The sequence below is a fragment of the Streptomyces chartreusis genome, from assembly GCF_008704715.1.
Taxonomy (GTDB): domain Bacteria; phylum Actinomycetota; class Actinomycetes; order Streptomycetales; family Streptomycetaceae; genus Streptomyces; species Streptomyces chartreusis.
On record NZ_CP023689.1, the window covers coordinates 7,857,420 to 7,880,490 of the forward strand.

Annotated in this window: 14 protein-coding genes; 5 read left to right on the forward strand and 9 right to left on the reverse strand. The window is 71.3% G+C overall.

What is annotated here, in order from left to right:
• Nucleotides 1–99: 99 nt before the first annotated feature.
• Entirely contained in the window at nucleotides 100–1,329 is a 1,230-nt protein-coding gene (gene mshC / locus CP983_RS34730) for a cysteine--1-D-myo-inosityl 2-amino-2-deoxy-alpha-D-glucopyranoside ligase (protein ID WP_107909245.1), read from the forward strand.
• 87 nt (nucleotides 1,330–1,416) lie between these two features.
• Here mshC and CP983_RS34735 read toward each other — a convergent pair whose 3' ends face one another.
• Nucleotides 1,417–1,971 (reverse strand): hypothetical protein, encoded by a 555-nt coding sequence (locus CP983_RS34735; protein WP_107909246.1) that lies wholly within the window; start codon nucleotides 1,969–1,971, stop codon nucleotides 1,417–1,419.
• Between the two features lie 35 nt (nucleotides 1,972–2,006).
• Nucleotides 2,007–3,731, reverse strand: a complete 1,725-nt coding sequence (locus CP983_RS34740) for a S8 family peptidase (RefSeq protein WP_150504010.1) — start codon at nucleotides 3,729–3,731, stop codon at nucleotides 2,007–2,009.
• Between the two features lie 311 nt (nucleotides 3,732–4,042).
• Between CP983_RS34740 and CP983_RS34745 the strand changes: the two genes are divergently transcribed.
• Nucleotides 4,043–5,017: an SMP-30/gluconolactonase/LRE family protein gene (locus CP983_RS34745; RefSeq protein ID WP_150504012.1), complete on the forward strand. Its 975-nt coding sequence runs from the start codon at nucleotides 4,043–4,045 to the stop codon at nucleotides 5,015–5,017.
• 71 nt (nucleotides 5,018–5,088) lie between these two features.
• On the opposite strand, the gene CP983_RS34750 is transcribed toward CP983_RS34745, so the two are convergent.
• Entirely contained in the window at nucleotides 5,089–6,012 is a 924-nt protein-coding gene (locus CP983_RS34750; RefSeq protein ID WP_107909249.1) for a PAC2 family protein, read from the reverse strand.
• 438 nt (nucleotides 6,013–6,450) lie between these two features.
• On the opposite strand from CP983_RS34750, the gene CP983_RS34755 reads away from it, so the two are divergent.
• Nucleotides 6,451–8,871: an NACHT domain-containing protein gene (locus CP983_RS34755; RefSeq protein WP_150504014.1), complete on the forward strand. Its 2,421-nt coding sequence runs from the start codon at nucleotides 6,451–6,453 to the stop codon at nucleotides 8,869–8,871.
• Nucleotide 8,872: 1 nt separating this feature from the next.
• On the opposite strand, the gene CP983_RS34760 is transcribed toward CP983_RS34755, so the two are convergent.
• The 6 genes from CP983_RS34760 to CP983_RS34785 form a co-directional block, all read right to left on the reverse strand.
• Nucleotides 8,873–9,544 (reverse strand): FadR/GntR family transcriptional regulator, encoded by a 672-nt coding sequence (locus CP983_RS34760; protein WP_030953901.1) that lies wholly within the window; start codon nucleotides 9,542–9,544, stop codon nucleotides 8,873–8,875.
• Between the two features lie 89 nt (nucleotides 9,545–9,633).
• Nucleotides 9,634–12,558 (reverse strand): NACHT domain-containing protein, encoded by a 2,925-nt coding sequence (locus CP983_RS34765; RefSeq protein WP_150504016.1) that lies wholly within the window; start codon nucleotides 12,556–12,558, stop codon nucleotides 9,634–9,636.
• A 331-nt stretch (nucleotides 12,559–12,889) separates the two neighbouring features.
• Nucleotides 12,890–14,506, reverse strand: a complete 1,617-nt coding sequence (locus tag CP983_RS34770; protein WP_107909251.1) for a glycerol-3-phosphate dehydrogenase/oxidase — start codon at nucleotides 14,504–14,506, stop codon at nucleotides 12,890–12,892.
• Between the two features lie 49 nt (nucleotides 14,507–14,555).
• Nucleotides 14,556–16,097, reverse strand: a complete 1,542-nt coding sequence (gene glpK, locus CP983_RS34775) for a glycerol kinase GlpK (protein WP_107909252.1) — start codon at nucleotides 16,095–16,097, stop codon at nucleotides 14,556–14,558.
• 96 nt (nucleotides 16,098–16,193) lie between these two features.
• Nucleotides 16,194–16,988, reverse strand: coding sequence for an MIP/aquaporin family protein (locus CP983_RS34780; protein ID WP_150504018.1), 795 nt, complete (start codon nucleotides 16,986–16,988; stop codon nucleotides 16,194–16,196).
• Nucleotides 16,989–17,365: 377 nt separating this feature from the next.
• Complete coding sequence (locus tag CP983_RS34785; protein ID WP_030946437.1) at nucleotides 17,366–18,130, reverse strand: IclR family transcriptional regulator; 765 nt, start codon at nucleotides 18,128–18,130, stop codon at nucleotides 17,366–17,368.
• A 295-nt stretch (nucleotides 18,131–18,425) separates the two neighbouring features.
• Here CP983_RS34785 and metH point away from each other — a divergent pair, with 295 nt between their 5' ends.
• Nucleotides 18,426–21,944 (forward strand): methionine synthase, encoded by a 3,519-nt coding sequence (gene metH / locus CP983_RS34790; RefSeq protein ID WP_125527795.1) that lies wholly within the window; start codon nucleotides 18,426–18,428, stop codon nucleotides 21,942–21,944.
• Nucleotides 21,945–22,138: 194 nt separating this feature from the next.
• Nucleotides 22,139–22,873, forward strand: coding sequence for an HAD family hydrolase (locus tag CP983_RS34795; RefSeq protein ID WP_373309870.1), 735 nt, complete (start codon nucleotides 22,139–22,141; stop codon nucleotides 22,871–22,873).
• The last annotated feature ends 198 nt before the right edge of the window (nucleotides 22,874–23,071 follow it).

Sequence of the window (23,071 nt, forward strand, 5' to 3'; positions counted from 1 at the left end):
GCGTCTAGCACAAGGGCCGGTGTCGCGCAAGAACGCCTCTCCGGCCATCCGGCCCGGTCCGGTTCGTGTACGGAACATCAGTCCGGTTAGGCTCATGACATGTATGCCTGGCCCGCTTCTGAGGTCCCCGCCCTGCCCGGTCAGGGCCGCGACCTGAGGATCCACGACACCGCGACCGAGGGTCTCGTCACCCTGGACCCCGGTCCCGTCGCCCGTATCTACGTCTGCGGTATCACGCCGTACGACGCGACCCACATGGGGCACGCGGCGACCTACAACGCGTTCGACCTCGTGCAGCGCGTGTGGCTCGACACCAAGCGGCAGGTCCACTACGTGCAGAACGTCACCGACGTCGACGATCCGCTCCTGGAGCGGGCCCTGCGCGACGACATCGACTGGGTCGCCCTCGCCGAGAAGGAGACCGCCCTCTTCCGCGAGGACATGACCGCGCTGCGCATGCTGCCGCCGCGCCACTACATCGGTGCCGTCGAGGCGATACCCGGGATCGTCCCGCTCGTCGAGCGGCTCCGGGACGCGGGCGCCGCGTACGAACTCGACGGCGACATCTACTTCTCCGTCGAGTCCGACCCGAACTTCGGCAAGGTGTCGAACCTCGACGCCGCCGCCATGCGCCTGCTGTCCGCCGAGCGCGGCGGCGACCCCGAGCGGCCCGGCAAGAAGAACCCGCTCGACCCGATGCTGTGGATGGCCGCCCGCCCGGGCGAGCCCAGCTGGGACGGCGGTTCGCTCGGACAGGGCCGGCCCGGCTGGCACATCGAGTGCGTCGCCATCGCCCTCGACCACCTCGGCATGACCTTCGACGTCCAGGGCGGCGGCTCCGACCTCGCCTTCCCGCACCACGAGATGGGCGCCTCGCACGCCCAGGTGCTGACCGGCGAGTTCCCCATGGCCAAGGCGTACGTCCACGCGGGCATGGTCGGCCTGCACGGCGAGAAGATGTCCAAGTCCAAGGGCAACCTCGTCTTCGTGTCCCAGCTGCGCCGCGACGGCGTCGACCCGGCCGCCATCCGGCTCACCCTCCTCGCCCACCACTACCGGGCCGACTGGGAGTGGACCGACCAGGTGCTCCAGGACGCCGTGGACCGCCTCGGCCGCTGGCGGGCCGCCGTGTCCCGGCCCGACGGACCCGACGCGGAGGTGCTCGTCGAGGAGATCCGCGAAGCCCTCGCGAACGACCTCGACGCCCCGGCCGCGCTCGCCGCGGTCGACCGCTGGGTGACCCGGCAGGACACCGAGGGCGGCACGGACATCGGCGCCCCCGGCGTCGTGTCGCGAGCCGTCGACGCACTGCTGGGCGTGGCCCTGTAGCGGACGCAGCACGAGAGAGAGGGGGCGCTTCCTCCCCGCGGGTGGAAGCGCCCCTTTTCGGTGGCCGGCCGGTTCGGCTACGGCCGGTCAGATCCTGCGGATCTGGATGCTCCGCAGGACCAGCGGCTGGCTGCTGTCCCAGACGCCGACGACCTGGTGGCCGTGTGCGAAGGCCTCCTGGACCTGGCTGTGGATCTGCGGGTTCGGGTTGTTGAAGACCCGGAACACGTCGTGGATGCGCAGGAAGATCTGCGCCGGCTGCCCGGGCAGCGGCTGGACGATGTCGATGTAGCCGTCCGCGACGCCGGCCTGCGGGGCCTGCTGTACGGCGGCCTGCGTGACCTGCTGCATCAGGTGCAGCACCTGCTGCTCGGACTGCTGTTGCTGCTGCTCGCCCTGGAACGCCTGGCCCTGGACCTGCTGCTGCCCGTAGCCCTGCGGCTGGCCGAGCTGCTGGAGCAAGTGCTGGAACGGCTGCTGCCGGCCGAGCTGCTGGAGCTGCTCGAGGGAGCCGCTCATGCCGTACGCCTGCTGCTGGCCGTAGCCCTGCTGCTGCCCGAAGGGCTGCTGGTACGGCGACGTGCTCGGGTACTGCTGGCCCTGCTGTTGTCCCATGTGACTCATCTGCGGGGTGGTGCTCATACGGGTGTCACCTTCCCTTGATGCGATGGGCTGCGTCAGCCGGTGATGACCAGGCCGACGATCTCGTCGTCCGAGAACCACACTCGGACCTCCGGCCGTCCCCCCGCGAAGGCGGTATGGACTGCCTGGCGGATCTCGGGGGACGGATGGTTCAGGTTCCGCCACTCACCGGCCACGAACAGCCGGAGCCGGGGCGGAAGTTCGCGGGGATACGGCAGCAACTCGTCCCAGTACCGCTCGGCGAGGCCGGAGCCGACCGCCTGCGGCACCAGATGGGTGACCGCCGCCTTGATGTCGGGCCGGTTGCCGATCCGTTGCGAGGCCGGCCGGCCCGGCGCGTCCTGCTGCGGGGAACCCGTCGCCCGCAGCACCGCACGCGCCTGCTCGGGGGACATCGGAGGCTGCGCGGCGGCCTTCAGCATGCCCTGGAGCGCGGCCAGCGCGCCGACCACCACCGGGGACGCGGACGACGTACCCGAGAACGTGTCGGTGTACCAGGCGATCTCCTCGGGTCCGCCCTGGAGGTCGCCGGGCCGGTCCCAGAAGCCGCCGGTCGTCGTCACCTCGCGGCCCCAGCCCTGCGCGTCCACCCGGGCGCCGTAGTTGGAGAAGGCGAGCCGGGAGCGGTCCGGGCCGTGATCGCGGCCGTGCGTGCCGGGGGGCGGGGCGCCGGCGCCGACCAGGACCGCCCCCGAGGACGGGTTGGACGGGTTGAACGGGTTGCGCCACGACTCCGGGAACTCGTCCGGGCGGCGCTCGTAGACCGCGTCGTCGAGGGACTCGCCGCCGTTGCCCGCGGCGGCCACGACCAGCACGCCCCTGGCGGTGGCGCAGCGGATCGCGGCGTGGTCGTCCGGCCACCATTCCAGCGCGACGTAGCCGCACTGGTCGTCGCGGTCGGCGAACTCGAACCGGGGTCCCGGGCGGTGCAGTTCGACCAGCACGATGTCGCCGGGGCCGAGCCGCTCGGCCGCCGCGTGGATCGCGGCCGCCGTGCCGATGCCGTGGAAGGAGGCGGCCGCGGTCACCGTCTCCGGCACGATGCCGGTGACGCCGTGGTCGTTGCGGTCGCCGCCGATCACGCCGATCACCGCGGTGCCGTGGTTGCGCCAGGCCAGGTCGGTGAGAGGGGTGCCGACGACGACGCCGGCCAGCTTGCCGGCCAGGTCCTCGTGGCCCAGCTGCCAGGAGCCCTCGACGTCGATCACGGTCACGCCCTGACCGGCGCCGCCCGGCCGCTGCCAGGCCCAGAGCGCGTCGACGCCCTCGGGCGCCGGGCGCAGATAGCCCTGCCGGCCGCTGTAGTCGGGCGTGAGGGGCGCGCCCTCCTTCAGGCGCCCGCTGCCCTCGCCGAACTGCCCGAGAGAGGCGGGCACCGCGCCCGGTTTCACGTACGCCGTGTCGATGCCGGGCAGCGCGGCCATACGGGCCCGCAGTACCTCGGCGCGGCTCTCCCCGCCGCGCACCCGGTAGAACAGGGCCAGGTCGGACGTGTCCTGCGTGTCCGTGGTCTGCTGAAGCCGTTCCTCGCTGCCGAACAGCGGCTCCAGCGCGAGCTGTTCGTCACTGAGGAACATGTTGAGAGCCGACACATCGGCGCCCGCGACCGACCGGACGCCCTCGGCCTGGGCCCGCAGCCGGGCCTCGGGACGGGCGACGACGATCAGTTCCGGCTCGGCTCCTCGATAGGTGAATCCCGCTCCGTCGGGCCCCGGCCCGGCCGTTCCCGGGCCCTGCGCCGGCTGTCCCTGGTCGGTCATGGTCTGCCGCTCCCTTCGGTCCTGGGGTTGCCAAGTGCGGTTGGTGCGGCGCGCCTTCGGTGGACAACCAAGCACGCGCGGGCCGGTCCGTCCAGACTAATTTCGCCAACTTGGTTTGGGAACAAGTTGAATTGGGCAACGTGTGCAATCCGTCCGGAAAGAGATGTCACGTCATAATCCGGCCAGCTGCTGTCCAGTCCCTGTCGAGACACCGGCCTCGGCTGCGGAGGTGCCCGGCGTGTGGTGGGGTGGGGGAGTCAGTTGACCGTTGGACCAGCTGTCGGCCGGTCCTCTCAGCGGAAGGACGCACAGTGGCCCCCGAACACCGCTCCTTCGCACCTCGTCCCACCCGCCGCAGACTCCTCGCGACGGGCGCCGCGACCGTCGGCGCCGCACTCGTCCCGGCCACCGGCACCCCCGCCGCCGCGGCCGGAAAGCGCCGCCCCACGGTGCTCCGCCTCCCGAACGGCTTCCGCCCGGAGGGCATCGCCGTCGGCGGCGGACCGTACGCCTATCTCGGCTCGCTCGGCGACGGCTCCCTCTACCGCGCCGACCTGCGCACCGGCGAGGGCGCGATCTTCTCGGCGGGACCCGGCACGCCCTCGGTCGGTCTCAAACTTGACCACCGGGGGCGCCTGTTCGTCGCCGGACGCGGGCAGGGCGCCCGCGTGGTGGACGCCCGCAGCGGCGCGATCCTCGCCTCCTACGCCCTGACCTCGGCGACCCCGACCTTCGCCAACGACGTGTTCCTCACCCCGCGCGCGGCCTGGTTCACGGACTCCTTCCAGCCCGCGCTGTACGCCCTGCCGCTCGGCCGGAACGGGCAACTGCCGGACGCGGACGAGGTCGTGACGCTCACCCTGAGCGGCGACTGGAGCCAGGTCGCGGGCGAGGTCGTCAACGCCAACGGCATCACCGCCACGCCGGACGGCTCCGCGCTGCTCGTCGTGCAGTCCGGGGTCGGCGGGCTGCACCGGGTGAACCCGCGCACGGGCGTCACCGAACTCGTCGACCTCGGCGACGCGGCACCGCTCACCAACGGCGACGGCCTGCTGCTGATCGGTCGGACGCTGTACGTCGTGCAGAACCGGCAGAACGCCATCGACGTCTTCAGGCTCGCCGCCGACGGCCGCAGCGGCGTCTTCCAACGCCGCGTCACCGACCCGCTGTTCGACGTGCCGACCACGGTGGCCGCGTACAAGGGCCGCCTCTACCTGCCCAACGCCCGCTTCACCACGACACCTACACCGGACACGACGTACGACGTGATCTCCGTGCCCTTGTGACGCATGCGCCGATCGAGGAAGAGGGCGGTGCGCATATCCGGCGCACCGCCCTCTTCCTCGATCAACCGGCTTCAGTCGTCCGACGAGTCCTCGTCGTCCCTGTTGCCCGGCTTCGGAGGCATCGGCGGACGCGTACGGTCCTCGGGCGACGGGCCGCCGTCCCGGCGCCGCAGATATCGCTCGAACTCGCGCGCGATGGCCTCGCCGGACGCCTCCGGCAGCTCCGCGGTGTCGCGGGCCTCCTCCAGCGTCTGCACGTACTCCGCCACCTCGCTGTCCTCGGCGGCCAGCTGATCGACGCCGACCTGCCAGGCGCGCGCGTCCTCGGGCAGCTCGCCCAGCGGGATGCGGACGTCGATCAGGTCCTCCAGCCGGTTGAGCAGCGCCAGTGTCGCCTTCGGGTTCGGCGGCTGCGAGACGTAGTGCGGTACGGCGGCCCACAGGCTGACGGCCGGAACGCCTGCGTGCGTGCACGCCTCCTGGAGGACGCCGACGATGCCCGTAGGGCCCTCGTACTTGGTCTCCTCCAGATCCATGCGGCGGGCCAGGTCCGGGTCGGACGTGGTGCCGCTGATCGGGACCGGACGCGTGTGCGGGGTGTCACCGAGCAGGGCGCCCAGGATGACCACCAGCTCCACGCCCAGCTCGTGCGCGAAGCCGAGGAGCTCGTTGCAGAACGAGCGCCAGCGCATGGACGGTTCGATGCCTCGGACGAGAACGAGATCACGTGGCTTGTCGCCGCCGACCCGGACCACCGAGAGCCGGGTCGTCGGCCACGTGATCTTGCGGACGCCCGCGTCCATCCACACCGTGGGGCGGTTCACCTGGAAGTCGTAGTAGTCCTCGGCGTCCAGCGCCGCGAAGACCTCGCCCTTCCATTCCCTGTCCAGATGCGCGACCGCGGTGGAGGCGGCGTCGCCGGCATCGTTCCAGCCCTCGAACGCGGCCACCATGACCGGGTCGATCAGCTCGGGAACCCCCTCGAGCTCGATCACCCAGTGCCTCCTTCCGACGTGCCCTCGCCTGACGAACCAACCTTACGGCGTGCGACGGGGGCGCCCGCAGCCCCCTTGCACGGGGACATGAACGGATCACTGCCCCGTTCGTCCCCCCGAAACACCCCACAGTCATCCGAGCTGTGCCCGGGCGGGGGCGGGGGTTGATCTGGGGGGTTCGGCGACTGCTCAGGTCGTCTCCGGGCCGCCGCGCGCAGGAACGCATCATACGTCGGATGATCGTTCAGAGGTCCGATGTCCGGCCCGTGCCGGGAGCCGGGCGGCCCGCATCCGCCCGGACCGGTCACCCACTCGTGTGGCCGCGGCCGGAACGGCTCCGGACGGGGGAGCGGCTGCGGAACTCTACGTCGGGTGAGCGGAGTTGCCCCCAGGTCGCGTGTGCGGCGGGTCGGGATCGGGTATCTGACGCTGCTTGGGGTGGGGACGCTGGGGGCACTGCTGGTCGCGCCGCGCGTCGAGGACCCGGCGGCTGTCGTCGCCGCGCTGCTGCCCACCCTGGCCGGCGCCTACCTGGCGTGGAGCGCCTACCGGGCGGACCGCGCCGAAGCGGCGTTCACGCCCGCCGACCCGGGCGACGTCGCCGACCGGCTCGCCGTCGCCGTACGCCGGCAGTGGGAGGCGGAGGCGCGGGCACGGCGGCTCGCGGACCCGTACCCGCTGCCGGTCGCCTGGCACGGCGCCGATGCCGGCCTGGCCGAGGTGACCGAGGGCCTGGCGGGCCGGGACGGCGAGATCGGCACGATCCTCGCGGGCCTGATGCCCGATCCACGGCTGCTGGTGCTGGGCGCCCCGGGATCGGGCAAGACGCTGCTGCTCGTACGGCTGCTGCTCGCGCTGATCGAGGACCGCGCGGCCGGCGATCCGGTGCCCGTGCTCTTCCCGCTGGCCTCCTGGAATCCGACGGCCCTGGACCTACGGGGCTGGATGGAGCGCAAGCTGGTCCAGGACCACGCCGAGCTGGGCGTGCCGGCGCCGGGGGAGTACGGGGACGTCACGCTCGCCAGGATGCTGCTGGAGCGGAGGCTGGTGTTCCCGGTTCTGGACGGGTTCGACGAACTGCCCGCCGGGACGAGCGGGTTGGCGCTGCACCGGATCGGCGAGGCGTTGCCGTACGGCTGCGGACTGGTGCTGTCGAGCCGGCCGGCCGAGTACCGGGCGGCGCTGCGGCCCCGCACGGGCGTGCCGGCGCGGCTCTCCGGCATGGCCGGAATCGAACTGGAACCGCTGGACGCCATTGATGTCTCCCGCTATCTGCTGCGCGACGCGGGCGGCGACGGCACACCGGCTGCGGAGCGGTGGGCGCCGGTCGTCTCGACGCTGGGCACGGGTACGCCCGCTGCGAGGGCACTCACGAGCCCGTTGACGGTCTCGCTGGCCCGTGCCGTGTACAACCCGCGGCCCGGGGAGCGTGAGGGGGAACTCCCCGAGCCGGCCGAACTGCTGCGGCATCCGACGCGGGCCGCGGTGGAGCGGCGTCTGCTCGACGCGTTCGTCGATGGCGCCTACCGGCCGGGGGCGGAGCGGCGCTGCCCGTGGACCGTTCGTGAGGCGCGGCATGCGCTGCGGTTCCTGGCGCGGCACATGGAGCGCGGTGCGGACGGAGCCGCCGAGGTGGCGTGGTGGAAGCTGGGCCGTGCCGTGCCGGACGTCCTGTTCCAGGTGCTGGGCGGCATCCTGCTGGGTGCGCTCGGATGGCTGGTCGAGGGCGTGGTCATGGAAGTCATCCATTCCTTCGCTCCACAGTTGCAGTCGTCGCCACGCTGGGAGGAGCGCGGAGGGCTCGGAGTCGTGGCGGCCGGGATCTGCGGCGGTCTGGCGGGGGGTCTCGCGGCGGCCCTGACCGTCACGCTGCTGTGTGTGGCGGTCGCCGCTCCCGAAGTCCTCGACGAACTCGTGCTGCGCCGCCTGGCCGACGGTGGTTCCCTGGCGCTCGTCGGAGTGATCATCTGCGGGTTCGCCTTCGGCGGCCGGACCGACGTGCGGCCGCCCGCCGACTGGGACTGGAGGCTCCCGACGACCGGGTTCGCGGCCGCGATCTGTTACGGACTCTGTTTCGACAACGCCTGCGGAACCGTCAGCGCACTGCTCTACGGCATCACGGCGGCAACCGTCGGCAGGGACGGCGTGGGCACGGACCCGGCCTGTCCTGTCGCCCGGGTGCGCTGGCACTGGAGCCGGAGGGGCGTGTGCCGCGGGCTGCTGGGCGGGCTGCTGCTCGGGGGCAGCATCCTGCTGGAGGGCCTGCTCGCGGATGTGCTCTCGGGAGGGTCCACCCAGATGTACATCGCGCCCGCCGATCCCGTCGCGGCCACTTGGGCGGCACTCCAGGTGGGCGCTGTGTTCGCGGTGGCCGGTCTGCTCCTGAACGGCCTGCGGACGGTTCCGGTCGACCTCGGCGCAGATGTCGAGGGCCGCGCCCTGCTGGTCAACGACCGGCGAACGCTCGGCACCTGTGTCCTGACGTCGGTCGTGGTCGGTGCTCTGGTGATCGGTACGCAAGGTTGGTGCGCGACCGTATGGGGGTCCACGGGGGTGTGGGGCGCGACCACCGGCGAGAGCGGGCAGTGGGCCTACGCGGTGGGGCTGATCCCCTCGCTGCTGACGGGCCTGGCCATCGGAATCCGCCAGTCGGCCTGGACCCGCTACGCGGTCGCCCGCTGCTATCTGGCCCTGCGCGCCAGGGCGCCCTTCGACCTCATGGCCTTCCTCGCCGACGCTCACGAGAACCGGGGTGTCCTGCGCCGCACCGGCGCCGTCTACCAGTTCCGCCACATCGAGTTGCAGCACCGCCTCGCCGAGGCCGAACCCGGCACCGTGAACCCTTCACCACGGCCCTGACTCACAGCGTGGAGCGCAGCCACTGTTCCACGCTCGCGATGTGCACCGTCGCCCACGAGCGTGCCGCCTCCGCGTCCCGGTCGCGCAGGGCCGCCAGGATCGCCCGGTGTTCGTGCAGGGTGCGGCTGACCGCGTCCTCCTGGGTCAGGCCGCGCCAGATGCGTGCCCGGGTCGTCGGTCCGGAAAGGCCGTCCAGGAGCGAGCACAGCACGGAGTTGCCGGAGCTCTGCACGATGCCCCGGTGGAACTCCAGGTCGCAGGCGACGAGTTCCTCCACCGACGGGGCGTCGCCCAGCTTCTCCAACTGGGCCGACAGCGCGTCCAGTTGCTGCTCGCTGATCCGGGACGCGGCCATCGCCGTTGCCGCCGGCTCCAGGATGCGGCGCACGGCGAGGAACTCCAGCACCGTGTCGTCGCGGTGGAAGTCGACGACGAAGCTCAGCGCCTCCAGCAGCAGTTGCGGGTCCAGGCTCGTGACGTAGGTGCCGTCGCCCTGCCGTACGTCCAGGATCCGGATCAGCGACAGGGCGCGCACGGCCTCCCGCAGGGAGTTGCGGGACAGTCCGAGTTCGGCGGCCAGCTCGCTCTCCTTGGGGAGCCGGTCGCCGGGGCGCAGGGCGCCGGAGACGATCATGCCCTTGATCTTCTCGATCGCCTCGTCGGTGACTGCCATGGCCGGCCTCCCTGTCGTTCAGGATGTCGTGATGAGACATCCGACGTATCCCGCCATTATGCGGGGCTCCGGTCCGGGCCCCCGAGCGGCTACCGGCGGGCGTGCGGCCGCTGATCCTCGGTATGGGGGGCCGGCTCCGAGGCCAGTTGCCGCTGGAGCCGCAGATGCCGGAACTCGTAGTACGCCCCCGACTGCCGCAGCACCCCCCGGCGGTGCGCCTCGTCCAGGAACGCCATGAGCCGCCAGGGCATACGGCCGGACGCGGCCAGCCAGACCCGCGTGACGGCCAGACGGCCCCAGGCGCTCAGGGCGAGTGCGGCGGTGCCGACGGGAACCCACAGCTGGGTGCCCGCGTGCATGAACCCGCCCCAGTCGCGGGAGAAGGCCACGACCGGCAGGCAGACGGCCCCGGTGACCAGGGCCGCGACCCCGCCCCGCGCGAGGGTGGCCGTGCGGTCGGTGCGCAGCGAGGACCGGGGACCCGCCGCTCGTATCACGTCGGACGGCGCGCTCAGGGCGTGATGCACACCGCACACGCAGCCGCCGACCACCCCGACCAGGAGGCCCGCCGCCAGGATCGGCGGAAGCAGCCGCCCCGCGACGCCCCACGCGGGCCCCTCGGTGAGCCAGTCACGACCTCGCGGCGGCAGCGCGTCCCGCATGCCCGCCGCCTCGGCCGTCACCGGCCCCCGCGAGGTGGCCAGGCGGAGGACCACGGCGCCCCGGTGCGACCGGAACTCGGTGCGGGCGGAGACGAAGGCGCGGCACCGCCGACCGGTCAGCAGCGGCACCTCGCAGTTCGGCGGTGTGGTCCCCCTCGGATAGGCCACCGGCCGGGTGCGCTCGGCGGGGTACAGCAGAGTGCCTCGCACCGGCCGCTCGGTGTCCGCGATCCGCACGCCGTGCCGCTCCCGGAACTCCCAGCTCTCGATCCGCCGCCCGTCGAGGTCGTCCCGGGACCCCGATTTGAGGACCGTGACACTCACCGCGACGGTGCCTCCGACGCCCGTCGCGACCAGGCCGATCAGCAGCGTCGCAGCCGTACCGCGCGCCAGCTCCGCCGCGAGGCGCCGGGTCGTCCGGCCGGGCCGGGCCCGTGGGACGCTGTCCCGTTCGGCCCGCCGGGTGGCGCTCAGCAGCAGCACGGCCCCCGCCACCGCGCAGACCGTGCCGATGAGCGCGGTCCAGGGGCTGTCCGCCACTCCGAGCAGCACCCCGCCGACCACCGAGAGACCGCCCACCAGGAGCGCGCCCCCGCAGCCCCGTGCGGCGGCCCGCCCCCGGTGATCGCCCGTCCAGGGCAGGCTCAGCGGCACGGGACGCCTCGGCAGCCCCGCGATGCCGAAGAACAGCGTGAACAACAGCGCGAACAGACAGCCCCCGAACATGTCCGGCATCCAGCCGTCGGTCACCGCGCCGAAGCGGTAGCCGAAGCGCAGATCGTCCCCGAGCGCGAAGCCCGCCCACAGCACACCGGCGGCCGCCGTGGTGATCGCCAACTGCCGGCGCAGGAAGACGATCCGGCGCACCCGGCCGGCCACCGGCTGCAGCAGGAAGGCCACCCCGAGCGAGTAGCCCAGCGTCTGGCCCACCAGGTTCATCACGAACGAACCGGTGTCCTCCACCGTGGCCAGATCCGCCGACGCACGGCTCAGCAGCCCGGGGACCAGCAGCACGGCGGTCGCCGCGATCGCCACCAGCCCCGGCGCGTACACCCGCAGCACCCGCGGCGCCATGGCCTCCAGCTCCCACCACCCCAGGCGCCAGGTCCCGCGTTTCTGCAACTCCCGCGCCAGCGCCCCGAGTCGGCGCCGCGCCTCCACCGCGCCCCGGTCCCCGGCGTCATGGAACGCCGCCGGCACGAACGCCTCCAGCAGGTGTTCCTCGATCCGCTCGGCGCTCTCGAAGCGGGCGTCGTCCAGGAGTTCGGCCGGATCCCGGGACCTGTCGCCGTAGACCGTGCGGGCCAGGGCCACCATCAGCGGCACCGTCAGCACCGCGGCCAGCGGGTGCCCCGGCTCCTCCTCCAGGTACCGCAGCACCGGCGTCCACACGGTCGCCCGACGGCCACCGTCGGCGGGCAGGGGCCGGGCTGTGCGCTCCAGATACGCCGCCGACTGCCCGATGTCCAGCGGCAGCAGCTTCACGACCTGGGCGGCCGTGAGGACATCGCCCTCGTCCACGGCCGTCGCCCAGGCCTGCGGACGGCTGGTGAGCAACAGCGGCAGGTCGTCGTCGAGTTCGGCGTTGATCCGCCGTACGGCCTCCCCGTACACGGCCTGCGGCAGTTCGTCGAAGCCGTCGAGGACGGGCAGCACCAGCCCGGTGTCGAGCAGGGCGCGTGCCATGGTGCGCCGCCCGTCCGCGGGCGCGGCCAGGGGGCGGTAGTCGGCGGCCAGGCGCTCGGCGAGCCAGTCGCGCAGCCCGCTGTGCCGGGGGTCCCAGCCGGCCAGTGGGAAGATCACCGGCACCGCGCCGCCGGGTCGCCGGACTGCCAGCCGGCCCAGGGTGAACCGCAGGGCCAGCACGCTCTTGCCGGAACCGGGGCCGCCGAGGACCACGAGCCGGCGGCCCGGCGCGGCCGCGAACGCGTCCACGATGCCGCCCAGTTGCCGTTCGCCGTCGCGGGGCGCGGGGATCCGCCGGACGTTCTCCGGATGGTCGGCCAGCCGCGGATCCGCAGCGATCCACCGCACGTCCACCGGCTCCGGGTCCTGGAGCCTGCGCAGCCGGAACTCCGCCGCCCACTGCTCCCGTACGGCGTCGGCGAGCGCGTCCGCGGCCCGGTGCCGTAACTCCGCGGCCGGCCGGGGCAGGGGATCGGCGTCACCGCGCAGCACGTCGGCGAGGAGTGCGGCGACCGACACGACCGCGCCGATCACGGAGACGAGCACGCTCGCGGCACTCACGTCGTCGATCGTGCGCAGCACGGCCGCCAGCGCCACCAGCGCGGCTCCGCACACCCCGAAGGCCACGCGTCGGCGCAGCCGCGCACTCCGCCATCCGCCACTCATGACCGAACGCTCCCCGTGCCGAACCGAACCCTGTGCAAAGGCACTTTTCTAGCGGCCGTTCCAGGTGCGGATCACCGATTCACCGGTCCGGGGGAGGGGCGCGCGGAAGCAGTCGGAGGGCTGCCGGAAGCTCGGGCCGCCGGCCTCGTGCATCAGTTCCGCACAGACGGAAGGGGCGGCTCCCATCGGCGTGGGGCCGCCCCTTCCGGTGGTGGCCGGCCCCGGTGCGGAAGGGGCCGCCCTCGTACGGTCCGGCGTGGTCAGGGGAGTGGCCGGACCCTGCGCGGCGAGTGGCTCATCCGGCGAAAATCCGCCCGCCGCGCGTGCGAGGTCACTTCTTGTCGAGCAGGTCCTGCACCTTCGCCCGGACGTCGTCCGTCGCAAGACCGCGGATCGTCAGCGTCGTACGGCGGCGCAGCACGTCGTCCTGCGTCTCGGCCCACTCGTTGTCCCGGGCGTAGACGACCTGCGCCCAGATCTCCGGGGCGTCCGGGTGGACACGCTCGCCGAGCTCCGGGTTCTCGTTGGCGATGCGGGCGATGTCGAAGGCCAGGGAGCCGTAGTGCGTCGCCAGGTGCTTCGCCGTGTCGGCAGCCATGCGCGGACCCGGCGCCGGACGGTCGGTGAGCAGCCGGTGGGCGACCGCGCGCGGGTTGGCGATACCCGGCAGCGGCAGCTTCTTCGGCAGGGAGGAGATGGGCTCGAAGTCGTCGCCGAGCGGGTGGCCCGGCAGCGCCTCCAGCTTCTGCATGATCGTGCGGCCGATGTGGCGGAACGTCGTCCACTTGCCGCCCGCGACGGACAGCATGCCGCCGGTGCCCTCGGTCACGACCGTCTCGCGCTTGGCCTTCGCCGTGTCACCGGGACCGCCCGGCAGCACACGCAGACCCGCGAAGGCGTAGGTGATCAGGTCGCGGTCGAGCTGCTGGTCGCGGATGGAGAACGCGGCCTCGTCGAGTATCTGGGCCGTGTCCTTCTCGGTGACCGCGACATCCGCCGGGTCGCCCTCGAACTCCTCGTCCGTGGTGCCGAGGAGCAGCATGTCCTCCCAGGGCAGGGCGAAGGTGATGCGGTACTTGTCGATCGGGGTCGCGAGCGCCGCCTTCCAGGGCGCCGTCCGCTTCAGGACCAGGTGCGCGCCCTTGGACAGCCGGATCGACGGGGCGGCGTTCGGGTCCTCCATCTTGCGCAGGTGGTCGACCCAGGGGCCGGTCGCGTTCAGCACGAGACGGGCGTTGACGCCGAACTCGTCACCGGACAGACGGTCCTTGAGGTCCGCGCCGGTCACCCGGCCCTTGGTGAAGCGCAGGCCGGTGACCTCGGCGTGGTTGAGCACGACCGCGCCGGCCTCGACGGCCCCGCGGACCGTCATCAGCGCCATGCGCGCGTCGTTCATCTGGTCGTCGCCGTACACGGCCACGGCCTTGAGGTTGTCGGTGCGCAGCTCGGGCACGTCCTGTGCCGCCTTGGCGGGGGACAGGAGGTGGCCGACGCCGTCACCGAAGGCGGAGAGCGCGGAGTAGGCGAAGACGCCCGCTCCGAGCTTCGCGGCGCCGTGCGGCCCGCCCTTGTACACGGGGAGGTAGAACGTGAGCGGGTTCGCCAGGTGGGGAGCCACCTGACGGGAGACCGCACGGCGCTCGAAGTGGTTCTCCGCCACCAGCTTCACCGCGCCGGTCTGCAGGTAGCGCAGACCGCCGTGGAGCAGCTTGGAGGAGGCGGAGGAGGTGGCGCCGGCGAAGTCGCCGGCGTCGACCAGAGCCACCCTGAGGCCGGACTGCGCGGCGTGCCAGGCGGTGGAGATGCCCAGGATGCCGCCGCCGATCACGAGAAGGTCGTACGACGCCTTGGAGAGCTGCTCCCGGGTCTCGGCTCGGCTCGGGTTGAAGCCGGAGGCCGGGCGCGTACCGAGGGCAGGCACGGACTGCAGGGTGGTCTGACTGGTCATTTCGGGTTCTTACTCCTCATCAGAGTTCGAGGGCCGGCGAGTGCTGTGGTCAGCTCTCGTCGTCCTCGATCCAGCCCATGGTCCGCTCGACGGCCTTGAGCCAGTTCTTGTACTCACGGTCGCGGGTCTCCGCGTCCATGCGGGGGGTCCACTCGGCGGCCCGGCGCCAGTTGGCGCGCAGTTCGTCCGTGCTGGACCAGAAGCCGACGGCGAGACCGGCGGCGTAGGCGGCACCGAGGCAGGTGGTCTCGGCGACCATCGGGCGCACCACGGGGGCGTCCAGGAAGTCCGAGAGGGTCTGCATCAGCAGGTTGTTGGAGGTCATGCCGCCGTCGACCTTGAGGGCCACCAGCTCGTCGCCGGAGTCCTTGACCATGGCGTCGGCGATCTCGCGGGTCTGCCAGGCGGTGGCCTCCAGGACGGCGCGCGCGAGGTGCGCCTTGGTGACGTACCGGGTCAGACCGGCGATCACACCGCGGGCGTCGGAACGCCAGTGCGGGGCGAACAGACCGGAGAAGGCCGGCACGAAGTAGGCGCCGCCGTTGTCTTCGACCGAGAGCGCGAGCGTCTCGATCTCGGCGGCGGTGGAGATCAGCCCCATCTGGTCGCGCATCCACTGCACCAGGGAGCCCGTGACGGCGATCGAGCCCTCCAGGGCGTAGACCGTGTCCTGGTCGCCGATCTTGTAGCCGACAGTGGTCAGCAGCCCCGCGTAGGAGTTGATGATCTTGTCGCCGGTGTTCATCACCATGAAGGTGCCGGTGCCGTACGTCGACTTGACCTCGCCCTCGGAGAAACAGGTCTGGCCGAACAGGGCCGCCTGCTGGTCGCCGAGCGCGGAGGCGACCGGGATGCCGCCGAGCAGGTCGCCCAGCTTGCCGCCGGTGACCTCGCCGTAGACCTCCGCGGAGGAGCGGATCTCGGGCAGGATCTGCAGCGGCACGCCGATCGACTCGGCGATCTTGTCGTCCCACTCCATGGTGTGCAGGTTCATCAGCATGGTGCGGGACGCGTTCGTGACGTCGGTGACGTGCTTGCCACCGTTGACACCGCCGGTCAGGTTCCAGATGACCCAGGTGTCCATGGTGCCGAAGAGGATGTCGCCGGCGGCGGCGCGCTCCTGGAGGCCCTCGACGTTGTCCAGCAGCCAGCGGGCCTTGGGACCGGCGAAGTAGGAGGCGAGGGGCAGACCGGTCTCACGGCGGAAGCGGTCCTGCCCGACGTTGCGCCCGAGCTCCTTGCAGAGCCCGTCGGTGCGGGTGTCCTGCCAGACGATGGCGTTGTGGACGGGCTCACCGGTGTTCTTGTCCCACAGCACGGTGGTCTCGCGCTGGTTGGTGATGCCGATGGCCTTGATGTCGTCACGGGTGATGCCGGCCTTCTGGATGGCTCCGGCGACGACCTCCTGGACGTTGGTCCAGATCTCGTTGGCGTTGTGCTCGACCCAGCCCGGCTTCGGGAAGATCTGCTCGTGCTCCTTCTGGTCGACGGAGACGATCCGGCCGTCGCGGTCGAAGACGATGCAGCGGGACGAGGTCGTGCCCTGGTCGATCGCGGCGATGAAGGGGCCGGCGGTGTGGGCGTCGGTCACAGTTAGCTCCTGGAAGTTCCGTGGTTATGGGGCTTTACGTACGGCGCGCGCTGAGAGTTTCGGTGCATCTCACCCGGATGGGTGAACTCACTGTTCCTAAGCGAAAGCGACGTTGTAGATGCCTGCCGCGATGGCGCCGCCGACGAGCGGACCGACCACGGGGATCCAGGCGTAGCCCCAGTCGGAGCCGCCCTTGTTGGGCAGGGGCAGAAGGGCGTGCACGATGCGCGGACCGAGGTCACGGGCCGGGTTGATCGCGTAGCCGGTCGGGCCGCCGAGCGACAGACCGATCGAGACCACCACGAGCGCGGTGATCAGGGCGCCCAGGGTGCCCAGGCCCTTGCCACTGTCGTTCAGGCCCTGGGTCAGGACCGCGAGCACCAGCACGATGGTGCCGATGATCTCCGTGAGGAGGTTCTGCACCGCGTTCCGGATCTCAGGACCGGTGGAGAAGATGCCCAGGACCGGGCCCGCGCCCTTCTCCTGGGCCTCGACGGCCTTGGCGGCCGTGGCCTGTGCGCCCGGACCGCCGACGATCTCCTTGTCGGTGAGGTGGGCCTGGAACTGCCCGTAGTAGGCGACCCAGACCAGAGCGGCACCGATCATGGCGCCGAGGAGCTGACCGGCGAAGTACGTCGGAACGTTGCTCCAGTCGTTGTCCTTGATGGCCAGAGCGACCGTCACGGCCGGGTTCAGGTGGGCGCCGGACAGCGGCGCCGAGGTGTAGACCGCCGTGAGCACTGCGAAGCCCCACCCGAAGGTGATGGCGAGCCAGCCGGCGTTGCGAGCCTTGGAGGCCTTCAGCGTGACGGCGGCGCAGACGCCCCCGCCGAGCAGGATGAGTATGGCGGTACCGATGGTCTCGCCGATGAAGATGTCGGAGCTGGACACCCGCGACTCCTTTGTCCTTCGTCCAGGGGAAGCCGAACCCCGGGTCCCACCGGTGGTTCGCGTTGCCCTCGGGGGTGAGGGCGATGCCGGCCCTTGGCACTGTCACACTCTAGCGCGTATTGCCGGTAGGTGTTCGACAATGCCGACCGATGGACGGGAGCTTGCCCCGGTGTAAGGCGTGCGTCAAGGGTCCTGTTATCGAATGCTCGATCGTTATCGGATGTGTTGATTTGTCGACACGGGTCGATCGAATGCGTACTGCCGCGTAGGGAACACGGTGAGTTCCCGGAGGGTGATTCGCCCGGCTGTGTGTGGTTATGCCGAAGACCGGAACGTCCTATGACGTCCCGGTCGGTAACTACTTGTCCGTACGGCGCTCAGAAGCGTCCGGCGCCCAGATCCCGTGACACGGCCCGCGCGCAGTCCCGCACCGCCGCGATCAGCTCGGGACGCAGCTCGCCGTCCCGGCACAGCCGCTCCACGGCGCCGGTGATGCCGACGGCGCCGACCGGCATACGTCGGCGGTCGTGGATGGGGGCGGCCACGGAGGCGACGCCCTCCCAGGTCTCCTCGACGTCGGCGGCGTACCCACGCGCGCGTGTCATGTCGAGGATGTGCTCGAAGCCGTCCAGCTCGCACATGGTGCGGTCGGTGAAGGCCTTGCGGTCGGCCTCGATCGCCTCGCTGTGCGCGACCGGGTCGTACGCGGACAGGACCTTGCCGAGCGCCGTGGAGTGCAGCGGCTGCATGGCGCCGATCTCCAGCACCTGCCGGCTGTCGTCGGGGCGGAAGACGTGGTGGACGATCAGCACGCCCTGCTGGTGCAGGACGCCCAGATAGACGCTCTCGCCGCTGGAGCGGGCCAGATCGTCCGTCCAGACCAGGGCGCGTGCCCGCAGCTCGTGCACGTCCAGATAGGTGGTGCCCAGGCGCAGCAGCTCGGCGCCCAGCTGGTAGCGCCCCGACGCCTCGTCCTGCTCGACGAAGCCCTCCTGCTGGAGGGTGCGCAGGATGCCGTGGGCGGTGCCCTTGGCGAGGCCCAGTGAGGAGGCGATGTCCGACAGGCCGAGGCGTCGCTCGCCGCCTGCGAGAAGCCGCAGCATCGCGGCCGCCCGTTCGAGCGACTGGATGTTCCGTGCCATCCCCGTGCTGCCTCCGTCCCCTTCGAGCGTCGACCCTGCGACGTCGTTGCCGCCGTTCGGCAATGTCGAACACTACCGGTCGATGCCGACCTCTCGCTAATGGTCGGCCGGTATCGGTCCGCTTCGGTCACCGCACCCGTGGCCGAAGATCGACCCGGGCATCATGCCCGTCCCGCGTCGTGGACTGCCCGACCACTTCCGCACGGACCCGGCTACGCTGGCGGCGTGCGCCCACAGCGGACCGTTCCGTGCCGGGCGCAAAGCCGACAGCCGTCGCACTCCAGGGAGCCCTTTCATGGCCTCGTTGCCACCGACCCCTTCCGCCGACAGCCGGACCCGTGTGTCCGCACTCCGTGAGGCGCTCGCCACCCGAGTGGTGGTGGCCGACGGAGCGATGGGCACCATGTTGCAGGCCCAGGAACCCACCCTGGAGGACTTTCAGAACCTCGAGGGCTGCAACGAAATCCTGAACGTCACCCGTCCGGACATCGTCCGCTCCGTCCACGAGGCGTACTACGACGCCGGCGTGGACTGCGTGGAGACCAACACCTTCGGCGCCAATTACGCCGCGGCGGCCGAGTACGACATCGCCGACCGGGTGTACGAACTGTCCGAGGCCGGCGCCCGTATCGCCCGCGAGACCGCCGACGCGTTCGGGGCCCGGGACGGCCGCCAGCGCTGGGTCCTCGGCTCCATCGGGCCGGGCACCAAGCTGCCCACGCTCGGCCACATCGGCTACACCACGATCCGCGACGCCTTCCAGCAGAACGCCGAGGGCCTGATCGCGGGCGGCGCCGACGCCCTGATCGTGGAGACCACCCAGGACCTGCTCCAGACCAAGGCCGCCGTGATCGGCGCCCAGCGCGCCCGCGAGCTCGCCGGCCTGGACGTGCCGATCATCGTCTCCGTCACCGTCGAGACCACCGGCACCATGCTGCTGGGCTCCGAGATCGGCGCCGCGCTCACCGCGCTGGAGCCGCTCGGCATCGACATGATCGGCATGAACTGCGCGACCGGCCCCGCCGAGATGAGCGAGCACCTGCGCTACCTCTCCCGGCACTCCCGCATCCCGCTGTCGTGCATGCCGAACGCGGGCCTGCCGGTCCTCGGCAAGAACGGCGCCACCTACCCGCTCACCGCCCCGGAACTCGCCGACGCCCACGAGACCTTCGTACGGGACTACGGCCTCTCCCTGATCGGCGGCTGCTGCGGCACCACCCCCGAGCACCTGCGCCAGCTCGTCGAGCGCGTCCAGGGCGTCACCCCGACCGTTCGCGACCCGCGCCCCGAACCCGGCGCCGCCTCCCTCTACCAGACGGTTCCGTTCCGCCAGGACACCTCCTACCTGGCCATCGGCGAGCGCACCAACGCCAACGGCTCGAAGAAGTTCCGCGAGGCCATGCTGGAGGCCCGCTGGGACGACTGCGTGGAGATGGCGCGCGAACAGATCCGCGAGGGCGCGCACATGCTCGACCTGTGCGTGGACTACGTCGGCCGCGACGGCGTCGCCGACATGGAGGAGCTCGCCGGCCGCTTCGCCACCGCCTCCACCCTGCCGATCGTCCTGGACTCCACCGAGGTGCCGGTCATCCGGGCCGGCCTGGAGAAGCTCGGCGGCCGCGCGGTCATCAACTCCGTGAACTACGAGGACGGCGACGGCCCCGAGTCCCGCTTCGCGAAGGTCACCGAGCTCGCCCAGGAGCACGGCGCCGCCCTGATCGCGCTGACCATCGACGAGGAGGGCCAGGCCCGCACCCCGGAGAAGAAGGTCGCGATCGCCCAACGGCTGATCGAGGACCTGACCGGCAACTGGGGCATCCACGAGTCGGACATCCTCATCGACACCCTGACCTTCACCATCTGTACCGGTCAGGAGGAGTCGCGCAAGGACGGCATCGCCACCATCGAGGCGATCCGCGAACTCAAGCGCCGCCACCCGGACGTCCAGACCACCCTCGGTCTGTCCAACATCTCCTTCGGCCTCAACCCGGCCGCCCGCATCCTGCTGAACTCCGTCTTCCTCGACGAGTGCGTCAAGGCGGGCCTGGACTCGGCGATCGTGCACGCCTCGAAGATCCTGCCGATCGCCCGCTTCAGCGAGGAAGAGGTCCAGACGGCCCTCGACCTCATCCACGACCGCCGCAGCGAGGGCTACGACCCCCTCCAGAAGCTGATGCAGCTCTTCGAGGGCGCCACCGCCAAGTCCCTGAAGGCGGGCAAGGCCGAGGAACTGGCCGCCCTCCCGCTGGAGGAACGCCTCAAGCGCCGCATCATCGACGGCGAGAAGAACGGCCTGGAGGCCGACCTGGACGCCGCGCTCCAGGACCGCCCCGCCCTCGACATCGTCAACGACACCCTCCTGGACGGCATGAAGGTCGTCGGCGAACTCTTCGGCTCCGGCCAGATGCAGCTGCCGTTCGTCCTCCAGTCCGCCGAGGTCATGAAGGCCGCCGTCGCTTACCTCGAACCGCACATGGAGAAGACCGACGCCGACGGCAAGGGCACCATCGTGCTGGCCACCGTGCGCGGCGACGTGCACGACATCGGCAAGAACCTCGTGGACATCATCCTGTCCAACAACGGCTACAACGTGGTCAACCTGGGCATCAAGCAGCCCGTCTCCGCGATCCTGGAGGCCGCCGAGGAGCACCGGGCCGACGTCATCGGCATGTCCGGCCTGCTGGTGAAGTCCACGGTGATCATGAAGGAGAACCTGGAGGAGCTCAACCAGCGCGGCCTGGCGGCGGACTACCCCGTCATCCTCGGCGGCGCCGCCCTGACCCGTGCCTACGTCGAGCAGGACCTGCACGAGATCTACGAGGGCGAAGTCCGCTACGCCCGCGACGCGTTCGAGGGCCTGCGCCTGATGGACGCCCTCATCGGCGTCAAGCGCGGCGTGCCCGGCGTCCAGCTGCCCGAGCTCAAGCAACGCCGCGTGCGGACCGCCGCCACGGCGGCCGTGGTGGACGAGCGGCCCGAGGAGGGCCACGTCCGCTCCGACGTCGCCACCGACAACCCGGTCCCCGAGCCCCCCTTCTGGGGCACCCGCGTCATCAAGGGCATCCAGCTCAAGGAGTACGCCTCCTGGCTCGACGAGGGCGCCCTGTTCAAGGGGCAGTGGGGCCTCAAGGAGGTCCGCAGCGGCGAGGGACCGTCGTACCAGGAACTCGTCGAGACCGAGGGTCGCCCGCGGCTGCGCGGTCTGCTCGACAAGCTCCAGACGGAGAACCTCCTCGAAGCGGCCGTCGTCTACGGCTACTTCCCGTGCGTCTCCAAGGACGACGACCTGATCCTGCTCGACGAGCACGGCAACGAGCGCACCCGCTTCACCTTCCCGCGCCAGCGCCGCGGCCGCCGGCTGTGCCTCGCGGACTTCTTCCGTCCGCAGGAGTCCGGCGAGACCGACGTCGTGGGCCTCCAGGTCGTCACCGTGGGCAACCGCATCGGCGAGGAGACCGCCCGGCTCTTCGAGTCGAACTCCTACCGCGACTACCTCGAACTGCACGGCCTGTCCGTGCAGTTGGCCGAGGCGCTCGCCGAGTACTGGCACGCGCGCGTGCGTTCGGAACTCGGCTTCGCCGGTGAGGACCCGGCCGAGATGGAGGACATGTTCGCGCTGAAGTACCGGGGTGCCCGCTTCTCGCTTGGCTACGGCGCCTGCCCGAACCTGGAGGACCGGTCCAAGATCGCCGACCTGCTCCAGCCGGAGCGCATCGGCGTCCACCTGTCCGAGGAGTTCCAGCTGCACCCCGAGCAGTCCACGGACGCGATCGTGATCCACCACCCGGAGGCGAAGTACTTCAACGCACGGTGAGGCGCCCCGCGCCGCCGCCCCCGGGCCCGCTTCCACGCAGGTCGGAGCGTCCCCCGGCGTGTTTCCGGTGTGCCCCGGGGCACACCGGATAAACCAGGCGCTTCGGCGGCGCACGTCGTACACTGGACGGTCCACCGCAGGCCGGTTCCCTTAGTGGGAGCCGGCCTGTCCGCCCCTCAAGGAGGTGCGCCAGGATGACCAGCACGGTCCCCGCGCCAGGAACCCTTCCCCAAGCTCTCGGCTCCGCTCGAGCAGGGGACACCCCAATGGCCGATGGGTCGGCTCTTCAGGCTGTTCTCCTCGACATGGACGGCACTCTGGTGGACACGGAGGGCTTCTGGTGGGACGTCGAGGTCGAGATCTTCGCCGGCCTCGGTCACACCCTCGACGACTCCTGGCGTCATGTGGTCGTCGGCGGCCCCATGACCCGCAGCGCCGGCTTCCTGATCGAGGCCACCGGCGCCGACATCGCGCTCGCCGAACTCACGGTGCTGCTCAACCAGGGCTTCGAGGACCGTATCGACCGCGCCCTGCCGCTGATGCCGGGAGCGGCCCGGCTGCTGGCCGAACTGGCCGCGTACGAGATCCCCACGGCCCTGGTCTCCGCCTCGCACCGGCGCATCATCGACCGCGTCCTGACCTCGCTCGGCCCTCAGTACTTCGCGCTGACCGTCGCGGGTGACGAGGTCGAGCGCACCAAGCCGCACCCGGACCCCTACCTGCTCGCCGCGGCCGGACTCGGCGCCGACCCGGCCAGATGCGCGGTGGTCGAGGACACGGCGACCGGCGTCGCCGCGGCGGAGGCAGCCGGCTGCCATGTGGTGGCCGTACCGTCGATCGCCCCCATCGCGCCGGCCGACCGCCGCACCGTCGTGTCCTCCCTCGAAGAGGTCGATCTGGCATTTCTGCGCGGGCTGATGGCCGCCTGACAACGCAAATGCGCCGGACGTTCACCCAGCGTGCAACATCGATAACGCGAGAATTCCACGGGTGAATTCGAACGTGCCGGATGGCTGAATTCCGGTGCCTCCGAAGACCGTTCAGTTTGTGATGTTCAACACTTCAACGGGGGTCGACAGAAGCCGCACGCTGTGCCGTCGACCCCCGGCCGGGGGTGCCGGACGCAC